The organism is Pseudomonas sp. SDO5532_S415, assembly GCF_054071155.1.
In genome coordinates this window covers 1-10,023 of sequence record NZ_JBSVWS010000194.1, presented here as the reverse complement: position 1 = coordinate 10,023, position 10,023 = coordinate 1, and the positions used below count along the sequence as shown (strand labels likewise).

At 60.8% G+C, this 10,023-nt stretch carries 12 protein-coding genes; 10 read left to right on the top strand and 2 right to left on the bottom strand.

Annotated elements, in window-relative coordinates:
- The first annotated feature begins 194 nt into the window (after nucleotides 1–194).
- On the top strand, nucleotides 195–1,214 hold the full coding sequence (locus tag ACW9HW_RS26440; RefSeq protein WP_095195048.1) for a branched-chain amino acid aminotransferase: 1,020 nt from the start codon (nucleotides 195–197) through the stop codon (nucleotides 1,212–1,214).
- Between the two features lie 78 nt (nucleotides 1,215–1,292).
- Here the strand turns inward: ACW9HW_RS26440 and ACW9HW_RS26435 are convergent, their stop codons facing one another.
- The gene (locus ACW9HW_RS26435; RefSeq protein WP_095195049.1) at nucleotides 1,293–1,769 is read right to left on the bottom strand and encodes an MEKHLA domain-containing protein; all 477 of its coding nucleotides are present in this window, start codon (nucleotides 1,767–1,769) and stop codon (nucleotides 1,293–1,295) included.
- A 364-nt stretch (nucleotides 1,770–2,133) separates the two neighbouring features.
- On the opposite strand from ACW9HW_RS26435, the gene ACW9HW_RS26430 reads away from it, so the two are divergent.
- The gene (locus tag ACW9HW_RS26430; protein WP_095195050.1) at nucleotides 2,134–2,877 is read left to right on the top strand and encodes an SDR family NAD(P)-dependent oxidoreductase; all 744 of its coding nucleotides are present in this window, start codon (nucleotides 2,134–2,136) and stop codon (nucleotides 2,875–2,877) included.
- Nucleotides 2,878–2,958: 81 nt separating this feature from the next.
- On the opposite strand, the gene ACW9HW_RS26425 is transcribed toward ACW9HW_RS26430, so the two are convergent.
- On the bottom strand, nucleotides 2,959–3,297 hold the full coding sequence (locus tag ACW9HW_RS26425; protein WP_457402230.1) for an FKBP-type peptidyl-prolyl cis-trans isomerase: 339 nt from the start codon (nucleotides 3,295–3,297) through the stop codon (nucleotides 2,959–2,961).
- Between the two features lie 183 nt (nucleotides 3,298–3,480).
- Here ACW9HW_RS26425 and ACW9HW_RS26420 point away from each other — a divergent pair, with 183 nt between their 5' ends.
- From ACW9HW_RS26420 to ureC, 8 genes are all read left to right on the top strand, one after another.
- On the top strand, nucleotides 3,481–4,554 hold the full coding sequence (locus ACW9HW_RS26420; protein WP_095195052.1) for a sensor domain-containing diguanylate cyclase: 1,074 nt from the start codon (nucleotides 3,481–3,483) through the stop codon (nucleotides 4,552–4,554).
- A gap of 76 nt (nucleotides 4,555–4,630) precedes the next feature.
- Nucleotides 4,631–5,329, top strand: a complete 699-nt coding sequence (gene urtE / locus ACW9HW_RS26415) for an urea ABC transporter ATP-binding subunit UrtE (protein ID WP_457402227.1) — start codon at nucleotides 4,631–4,633, stop codon at nucleotides 5,327–5,329.
- Between the two features lie 43 nt (nucleotides 5,330–5,372).
- Nucleotides 5,373–6,212: an urease accessory protein UreD gene (locus tag ACW9HW_RS26410; RefSeq protein WP_457402225.1), complete on the top strand. Its 840-nt coding sequence runs from the start codon at nucleotides 5,373–5,375 to the stop codon at nucleotides 6,210–6,212.
- Nucleotides 6,213–6,370: 158 nt separating this feature from the next.
- On the top strand, nucleotides 6,371–6,673 hold the full coding sequence (gene ureA / locus ACW9HW_RS26405) for an urease subunit gamma (RefSeq protein ID WP_096513642.1): 303 nt from the start codon (nucleotides 6,371–6,373) through the stop codon (nucleotides 6,671–6,673).
- Between the two features lie 8 nt (nucleotides 6,674–6,681).
- On the top strand, nucleotides 6,682–7,215 hold the full coding sequence (locus tag ACW9HW_RS26400) for a GNAT family N-acetyltransferase (RefSeq protein WP_095192077.1): 534 nt from the start codon (nucleotides 6,682–6,684) through the stop codon (nucleotides 7,213–7,215).
- A 6-nt stretch (nucleotides 7,216–7,221) separates the two neighbouring features.
- Nucleotides 7,222–7,755, top strand: coding sequence for a GNAT family N-acetyltransferase (locus tag ACW9HW_RS26395; protein ID WP_095192078.1), 534 nt, complete (start codon nucleotides 7,222–7,224; stop codon nucleotides 7,753–7,755).
- Nucleotides 7,755–8,060: an urease subunit beta gene (locus tag ACW9HW_RS26390; RefSeq protein WP_457402221.1), complete on the top strand. Its 306-nt coding sequence runs from the start codon at nucleotides 7,755–7,757 to the stop codon at nucleotides 8,058–8,060. Before ACW9HW_RS26395 ends, ACW9HW_RS26390 begins: the two co-directional genes overlap by 1 nt.
- 139 nt (nucleotides 8,061–8,199) lie before the next feature.
- A complete protein-coding gene (gene ureC, locus ACW9HW_RS26385) occupies nucleotides 8,200–9,900 on the top strand; it encodes an urease subunit alpha (protein WP_457402219.1) in 1,701 nt (566 codons plus the stop codon).
- Nucleotides 9,901–10,023 lie beyond the last annotated feature (123 nt).

Here is a 10,023-nt window from a genome sequence, read left to right as displayed (position 1 = left end):
TGGATTTATGGCGTTCACATAACCCTGTGGGAGCGAGCCTGCTCGCGAATTCTCAAGGACAACACCATTTATCTGCCTGTCATCCGATAGTCCGGGCTGCGAAATGGGCCCGGAATGAAGTATTGTTGTGCCCATCCGGAAAAACGTCAGAAGCCTTGAACCGTTTCGGCGGTTGTTAAGTGATAGAGGGTGTCATGGGTAACGAAAGCATCAACTGGGACAAGCTGGGTTTTGACTACATCAAGACCGACAAACGCTATCTGTCGTACTGGCGTAATGGCGAGTGGGACAAAGGCACCCTGACCGAAGACAACGTGCTGCACATCAGCGAAGGCTCCACTGCCCTTCACTATGGCCAGCAATGCTTCGAAGGCCTGAAGGCCTATCGTTGCAAGGACGGCTCGATCAACCTGTTCCGCCCGGACCAGAACGCCGCGCGCATGCAACGCAGCTGCGCCCGCCTGCTGATGCCGCACGTGTCCACCGAACAGTTCATCGAAGCGTGCAAGGACGTGGTCCGCGCCAACGAGCGCTTCATCCCGCCTTACGGCACCGGCGGCGCGCTGTACCTGCGTCCGTTCGTGATCGGCGTGGGTGACAACATCGGCGTGCGTACCGCCCCCGAGTTCATCTTCTCGGTGTTTGCGATCCCGGTCGGCGCCTACTTCAAGGGCGGCCTGACCCCGCATAACTTCCTGATTTCCTCCTACGACCGTGCTGCACCACAGGGCACCGGCGCGGCCAAGGTCGGTGGCAACTACGCTGCCAGCCTGATGCCGGGCTCCCAGGCCAAGAAGGCACACTTCGCCGACTGCATCTACCTGGACCCGCTGACCCACACCAAGATCGAAGAAGTCGGCTCGGCCAACTTCTTCGGGATCACCCACGACAACAAGTTCGTGACCCCGAACTCGCCGTCGGTGCTGCCGGGCATCACCCGCCTGTCGCTGATCGAGCTGGCCAAATCCCGTCTGGGCCTGGAAGTGATCGAAGGCGACGTGTTCATCGACAAGCTTTCGGACTTCAAGGAAGCCGGCGCCTGCGGTACCGCTGCCGTGATCACGCCGATCGGCGGCATCAACTACAACGACCACCTGCACGTGTTCCACAGCGAAACCGAAGTCGGTCCGATCACCCAGAAGCTCTACAAAGAGCTGACCGGCGTGCAAACCGGCGACATCGAAGCGCCAGCAGGCTGGATCGTCAAGGTTTGATCTGACGTCACCCGCAATAAAAATCGCCGCCCTCGGCTTTCGAGGGCGGCGATTTTTTTTGCCTGGCTAAAGGTGGAGCTAAGCGAGAAGCCCCACACGCTCCGGATCCGGCCAGAACAAGGCCGCCTGTCCGCAGGGAGCGCCCTGCTCATCGATCAGCGTCCACACGCTGCCTTCGTGAATCATGAAGGCTTGCCCCAGGCGATCCACCCGATAGCCGCTGTAGCCATGGGCGATGCCGTTGGCGGTGACCTGTTCCAGCAAGGTCTGACGCATTTCCCTGTCCAGCGGCGAGGCACTGAAACGCGAAGGCATGCCGATGAACTGTTCGCGCGGGTACTTGAAACAGGCCAGCGCCTGCTCATTGACATAGTAAAAAAGCGGATCGGCTTGCGTGCCGTGGGCCAGCAAGGCGTACGGTGCATGGGCATGCAGCCAGGCCAGCCGCTCGTCTGCGCTCAGGGAATCGGGGGTGGGCAAGCCAGCGCCTGTCCAGTGTCGATAAGCAGTGTCCAGTTGTTGGACCGTCTCCATGAATTCGTTGATTGGCGACATGGGTTTCCTTCCAGAGCAACGTAATGGGTCGTGAAGCGCACCGACGCTACTAAAAAGCCGTCCTGAAAAACAGCCTCAGATACGTGATTGCTCCTTGTAGGAGCGAACTCGTTCGCGATCGTCGTTAACGATTCCGCGTTAAACCAGATGCCCAACGGCGTTTTTGGGCTTCTCGCGAGCAGAGCTCGCGCCTGCAGAATCAGAGCAGTCATTAAGACTATATGAAGTCCTAATGACTGCATGCGTAACGAGTCATAAAAACCACCATCACGCATAGACACCAATGTTTTCAGGCCCTTCCAGTTGGCCTGCTTTTTGGTAGGTGTATTGCGAAAGCTCATTTACCCAAAAAGGAACCCAGTGTATGAACAATGCTTTTCAGGATCGTCTGGCCGTCGTCACCGGCGCCAGTTCCGGAATCGGCCTGGCCGTTACGGAACGGCTGCTGGCCCAGGGTGCCCGCGTGTTGGCAATGTCGCGTCAGATCGGCGGTCTCGGTGAATTGGCCGAACGCTTCAAGACGCAGCTGTCGTGGGTAGCCGGTGATGTCACCCGGCAGGCCGACCTGGAGCGGCTGGCAAACCAGGCTTCGACCCTGGGGCCCGTGAGTTTCCTGGTGCCGAACGCCGGCATTGCGGAACTGGCCGACGGACTCGATTTGACTGCTTTCGACCGGCAATGGGCGGTCAACGGCGCCGGGGCGCTGAACACCCTGGCCTGCCTGCGCGGGCAACTGGCGGCATCCGCCTCGGTGGTGTTCATTGGCACCTTCCTCGCGCAAGTGACCTTTCCAGGCCTGGCTGCCTACATCGCCTCCAAAGCCGCATTGATCCACCATGCCCGTACCCTGGCGGTGGAACTGGCGCCCCACGGCATTCGTATCAACACCGTGTCTCCCGGCCCTACCGCGACCCCCATCTGGTCAACGCTCGGACTGAAGAACGAAGAGTTGAACGCTGTCGCCAACACGGTCAATGAGCGCTTGCTCGGCGGTCAGTTCCTGGAACCAGGCGCGGTCGCCGATGTGATTGTGTTCCAGCTTGGCAACGGTGCGCGCAACGTGATCGGCCAGGACTGGGTGGTTGATAGCGGGTACACGATTCGCTAGTTCCAGCATTTAGATCAGTAGATAGCAGCCTGCGGCAAGCTACCTCCACAGGTACTGCCGCAGGCTGCGATCGTCCCGACTTCAATCATCCCGCGTCAGCACTTCCAGCAATTCAATCTCGAAGCTCAGGTTCGAGTTCGGCGGGATCTTGCCCATCGTGCGTTCGCTATAGGCCAGGTGCGCCGGCACCAGCAACTTGCGCTTGCCGCCGACTTGCATGCCCATGATGCCCTGGTCCCAGCCCTTGATCACACGCCCGGTGCCGATCACGCACTGGAATGGTTTGCCCCGGCTCCAGGAGGAGTCGAATTCAGTACCGTCTTCCAGCCAGCCGCGGTATTGGGTGGTGATCAGTGCGCCTTTGACGGCGGCTTTTCCGTCACCCACCTGAAGATCGATTACCTGAAGGTCGTCATTCATTGTTTTCACTCGTATCCTTGTTGCCCGAAAGGCTTGATGGGCGCCGTTTTCCCAGATTTTCAGGCAATTGGCAACCATCGTACCCACTTGACGAGGGTTTGCCGCTGTTTGCCGAAGTTTGGCTGAACTAAGCTATCCCCCACTTCTCCATACGGTTCACAACGCCATGATGGCAACCTGCGAATGATGTTGCTCTGGACCTGCGCTGCCCTGGGCTCGGTGATGCTCGTTTTGATCGCCGTGCTGATCGGTCGCGAGCGCGGGTTACGTAAACAGCTGGCCGAATATCGCTCGATCATCAACAGCCTGGCCGAGGGCCAGAACATCCGCCAGGACGGCGATGCCGAGCGTTTCAAGCGCAGCCAGTACTTCGCCCGAATCGGCACCTGGGACTGGGATGTCGACACCGACAAGCTCTACTGGTCGGACGCGATCTACGGCATGTTCGGCTTCAAGACCGGCGAAGTAACGCCCTCCTACAGTCTGTTTTGCGCCTGCGTGCACCCCGACGATCGGGCCAGGGTCCGGGCCGGCGAATTGCGATGCCTGGCAACCGGCGAAAACCACGACGAGGAGTACCGGGTGATCTGGCCCGACGGCACCATCCGCTGGCTGCGGGAAACCGGCAACGTGGTCAAGAACGACCGCGATGAAACGATCAAGATGATGGGCGTGGTGCGTGATATCACCGAGGAAAAGGCCTCTGCCAGTTACCTGCAACACCTGGCTCATTTCGATCCGCTGACCGGATTGCCCAATCGACTGGTGCTGGAAGAGCGCCTGTCCGAGGCGCTGGAACAGGCACGCGTCAGCGCCACGAGGGTGGCGCTGGTGTTTGTCGATCTCAACGGATTCAAGGCCATCAACGACCGTTACGGCCATGCAGCCGGCGACCGCGTGCTGATCACCACCGCCACCCGTTTGAAGAAGATTCTGCGTTCAACCGACACGGTCGCCCGAATCGGCGGCGATGAATTCGTGGTCATTCTTCAGGGCCTGCCACAAGGCATCAGCCTGCAGGACGAAGCCCGCAGCATCTGCCAGAAAATCTTCATCGAACTCTCCCCGCCCATGACCATCGGCAACGACCAGCGCCACATCGGCACCAGCCTGGGTGTTGCCGTGTTTCCCGACCATGCGCCGAGCATGGACCGGCTCATCCACATTGCCGACCTGGCGATGTATGCGGCCAAGCGCAGCGGGAATAATCAATATCGGTTGGGTGAGCAGGTGGTGAGCCCTAGTCGGGTGGAATGAGCCGGCATCAGCGCTGGCTGCCAGGACCTTTTCGCGAGCAGGCTCGCTCCCACAGGGGGCCGGGGGAGAGTTTGAGATGCTGCAAGTCGACAAGCTGCACCAGTACTACGGCGGTAGCCACATCCTGCGCGGCCTGACGTTCGACGTGAAGGTCGGAGAGGTCACCTGCCTGCTCGGCCGCAACGGCGTGGGCAAGACCACCTTGCTCAAGTGCCTGATGGGCCTGCTGCCGGCATCGGGCGGCGCGGTGAACTGGGAAGGCAAATCCATCACCGCGTTCAAGCCACATCAACGGGTGCATGCCGGGATCGCCTACGTGCCTCAAGGTCGGGAAATCTTTGGCCGGCTGACCGTGGAAGAAAACCTGCTGATGGGCCTGTCGCGCTTCCCTGGCGCCGAGGCCCGGGAAGTCCCGGCCTTCATCTACGAACTGTTCCCGGTGCTGCTGCAAATGAAACAACGCCGTGGCGGTGATTTGTCCGGTGGCCAGCAACAGCAACTTGCGATCGGCCGCGCACTGGCCAGCCGTCCGCGCCTGCTGATCCTCGATGAACCCACCGAAGGCATTCAGCCGTCGGTGATCAAGGAAATCGGCGCGGTGATCAAGAAGCTCGCGGCCCGCGGTGACATGGCGATTTTGCTGGTGGAGCAGTTTTATGACTTCGCCGCCGAACTGGCCGATCAATACCTGGTGATGTCCCGGGGCGAGATCGTGCAACAGGGTCGCGGTGAAAATATGGAAGCCGAGGGTGTGCGTGGTCTAGTAACGATATAAGAGCACGATTTAATCTGTAGCAACCTAACGATAATTGGACATCATGAATTTACCTGCCGTCACTGCCCTGTTTACCCCAAGCTGGCACGCCGAGCTGGAGCTGGGTTACGCCCGTTTCGGCGACAGCACACGCCCGGTACAGCGCCGTCATCTCGGTCCGTTGCGCGTGCAGAAGCATTTGTATGCCGAAGGTCCCGAGGTCTGCCAGCACATCGTCGTCCACCCGCCGGGCGGGATCGCCGGGGGTGATCGCCTGGACATTTCGGCCAGCGTCGGCCGCGATGCCTGGGCGCAGATCACCAGCCCGGGTGCGGCCAAGTGGTATCGCGCCGCCGGCCCCGCCTGGCAGCAGCTGGACTTGAACGTGGCGGCCGGTGCGACACTGGAATGGCTGCCTCAGGAGACGATCATTTTCAGTGCTGCGCAGGCTGAACTCAGTACATCGATCGACCTTGAGGCTGATGCCCGGTTGTTCTACTGGGACGTGGTGGCCCTGGGTCGGCCGGCCAGCGGCGAACGCTTCGACCTCGGGCATTTCCAGGCGCACCTGGATATCCGCCGCGACGGCCAGTTGCTCTGGCATGAGCGCCAGCGCATTGTCGGGGATGATGGCTTGCTCGATTCACCGATTGGGCTGGACGGGCAACCGGTGTTTGCCACGCTGTTGGTGACTGGCGAGATTGATAGCGAACTGCTGGAGAAATGCCGTTCGCTGCCCAATGACGTGCGCGGGGATTTGACGCAATTGCCGGGACTGATTGTGGCCCGGTGCCTGGCCAGCGAAGCCCTGTTGGCGCGGGGCTGGTTGATCCAGCTATGGAAGTTGCTCAGACCAGCACTGCTAGGCCGCGAAGCCGTCCCACCCAGAATATGGAGCACCTGAAATGCAATCCAAGTGTGGGAGCGAGCCTGCTCGCGAAAGCGATTTCAATGCCGACATCTTTTCTGGCTGTGATGACCTCTTCGCGAGCAGGCTCGCTCCCACAGGAAACGCATTCATACATTCGAATACCTTTTAATCTGCCCAGATGGATTTCTACGATGGACCTGACCCCACGTGAAAAAGACAAGCTGCTGATCTTCACCGCCGGCCTCGTGGCCGAGCGGCGGCTGGCCCGCGGTGTGAAACTCAATTACCCGGAAGCCATGGCCTACATCTCCGCGGCGCTGCTCGAAGGCGCCCGCGATGGCCAGACCGTCGCGCAACTGATGCACTACGGCACCACGCTGCTGAGCCGCGAACAAGTGATGGAAGGCATCCCCGAAATGATCCCGGAGATCCAGGTCGAAGCGACCTTTCCCGACGGCACCAAACTGGTCACCGTCCATCAACCGATCGCCTGAGGTCCGCCATGACTTACACCATTCGCGATGCCGTGCATGCCGACCTGCCGGCAATCCGTGACATCTACAACGATGCCGTGCTCAACACCACGGCAATCTGGAACGAACAGGCTGTCGACCTCGGCAACCGCCAGGCCTGGTTCAGCGCGCGGCAGGCGCAAAGCTATCCGATCCTGGTCATCGTCAACGCTGACAACAACGTGCTGGGCTACGCTTCATTCGGCGACTGGCGCCCATTCGACGGTTTCCGTCACACCGTCGAGCATTCGGTCTACGTGCGCAGCGACCAGCGTGGCAATGGCCTGGGCCCGAAACTGATGGACGCCCTGATTGAACGCGCCAGGGACTGTGGCAAGCACGTGATGGTTGCCGCCATCGAAAGCGGCAATACCGCCTCGATTCGCCTGCATGAGCGTATCGGCTTCGTGATCACCGGGCAGATGCCTCAGGTGGGCACCAAGTTCGGACGCTGGCTGGACCTGACCTTTATGCAACTGACCCTTAATCCTGGCGCGCAACCACCGAGTGCCAGCAAGGAGTGATGCCCGATGAACCCCGCCCAACTGCGACGCGTCAATGTTGAAAGCTTTGCGCACTACCGTCAGGGATTGATTGATCTGTTGCTCGATGCAGTGGGTTATGGCGCCAGCGTCGGTTTCATGGCCAACCTTGATGCAACCCAGGCCCGCGCGTATTTCGATGAGGTTCAGGAGAACCTGAACAAGGGCCATGTGTTGTTGTGGGTGGTGGTCAAGGACGAACAAGTGCAGGCCAGCGTACAGCTGACCCTGTGCCAGAAAGCCAATGGCCTGAACCGCGCCGAGGTGCAGAAATTGCTGGTGCGCGAGCATGCGCGGCGGCGAGGTCTGGGCCAGCAGTTGATGACGGCTCTGGAGCAGGCCGCCCTGCAACACAAACGCGGCATGCTCTACCTCGATACCGAGGCCGGCTCCCCCGCCGAAGACTTCTACAAGGCGCTGGGCTACACCCGCGCCGGCGAAATCCCCGATTACGCCTGCGACCCGAGCGGGCGCTACAAGCCGACCGCCCTCTACTACAAGATTCTCCAAGGAGCCCATTGATGATTCCCGGTGAATACCAGATCCAGTCCGGCGACATCGAACTCAACGTTGGCCGACGCACCCTCAGTTTGAACGTGGCCAACAGTGGCGACCGACCGATCCAGGTCGGTTCGCACTATCACTTTTTCGAAACCAATGACGCCCTGACCTTCGACCGCGCCGCCAGCCGCGGCATGCGCCTGAACATCCCTGCCGGCACCGCCGTGCGCTTCGAGCCGGGGCAGAGTCGCGAGGTGGAACTGGTGGATCTGGCCGGGCATCGCCGGGTGTTCGGCTTTGCCGGGCGGATCATGGGTGATCTATAAATTAATGCGTTGTCAGCACCGCCCTCTTCGCGAGCAGGCTCGCTCCCACATTTGATTGCGTCCCCTGTGGGAGCGAGCCTGCTCGCGAATGTGAGCGCAGCGAACGATTTCAAACTCAATTGAATCTCAAGGCGAACGAATGAAGATTTCCCGTCAGGCCTACGCCGACATGTACGGCCCCACCGTCGGTGACAAGGTCCGCCTGGCCGACACCGAGCTGTGGATCGAAGTCGAGAAGGACTTCACCACCTACGGCGAAGAAGTGAAGTTCGGCGGCGGCAAAGTCATCCGTGACGGCCAGGGCCAGAGTCAACTGCTCGCCGCCGACGTCGTCGACACCCTGATCACCAACGCGCTGATCATCGACCACTGGGGCATCGTCAAGGCCGACGTCGGCCTCAAGGACGGGCGCATCGCTGCGATTGGCAAAGCCGGCAACCCGGACATCCAGCCCAGCGTCAACATCGCCATCGGCGCCAGCACCGAAGTCATCGCCGGTGAAGGCATGATCCTCACCGCCGGCGGCATCGACACCCACATCCACTTCATCTGCCCGCAGCAGATCGAAGAAGCGCTGATGAGCGGCGTCACCACCATGATCGGCGGCGGCACCGGACCCGCCACCGGCACCAACGCCACCACCTGCACTTCCGGTCCGTGGCACCTGGCGCGGATGCTCCAGGCGGCGGATGCCTTTCCGATGAACATCGGCCTGACCGGCAAGGGCAACGCCAGTCTGCCGGAGCCGCTGATCGAGCAGGTCAAGGCCGGCGCCATCGGCTTGAAGCTGCACGAAGACTGGGGCACCACCCCGGCGAGCATCGACAACTGCCTGAGCGTGGCCGATCAGTACGACGTACAGGTAGCGATCCACACCGACACCCTCAACGAGTCCGGCTTCGTCGAAACCACCCTCGCCGCCTTCAAGGGCCGCACCATCCACACCTACCACACCGAAGGTGCGGGCGGCGGTCACGCACCGGACATCATCAAGGCTTGCGGCTTCGCCAACGTGCTGCCGAGCTCGACCAACCCGACCCGGCCGTTCACCCGCAACACCATCGACGAACACCTCGACATGCTGATGGTCTGTCACCACCTGGACCCGAGCATTGCCGAGGATGTGGCGTTCGCCGAAAGCCGCATCCGTCGCGAGACAATCGCCGCCGAAGACATCCTCCACGACCTCGGTGCATTTTCGATGATCAGCTCCGACAGCCAGGCCATGGGCCGGGTCGGCGAAGTCATCACCCGCACCTGGCAGACCGCCGACAAGATGAAAAAACAGCGCGGTCCACTACCGGGTGACGGCGCTGGCAACGACAACTTCCGCGCCAAACGCTACATCGCCAAATACACCATCAACCCGGCGATCACCCACGGCATCAGTCATGAAGTGGGGTCAGTGGAGGTGGGTAAATGGGCGGATCTGGTGCTATGGCGCCCGGCGTTTTTCGGGGTCAAACCGACGCTGATTCTCAAGGGCGGCGCCATTGCGGCCAGCCTGATGGGCGATGCCAACGCCTCGATTCCGACACCGCAACCGGTGCATTACCGCCCGATGTTCGCCAGTTACGGCGGCTCGCTGCACGCCACCAGCCTGACGTTCATCAGCCAGGCGGCGCAAGAAGCCGGCTTGCCCGAGGCTTTGGGTTTGAAGAAGAAAATCGCCGTGGTCAAGGGCTGTCGCGAGGTGCAAAAAACCGACCTGATCCACAACGATTACTTGCCCGAAATCGACGTCGATCCACAGACCTATCAGGTCAAGGCCGATGGCGTGTTGCTGTGGTGTGAACCGGCCGAAACACTACCGATGGCGCAGCGGTATTTCCTGTTCTGAGCCACCGCCCCTGCTTTTTTGTGGGAGCGAGCCTGCTCGCGAAGGCCCCGGAAACGCCGCGCTTGCTCTGCAGCACGCGTTGCCGTTGAAGTCCTTTCCAAGCAGGCTCTCCCCCAACAGGGT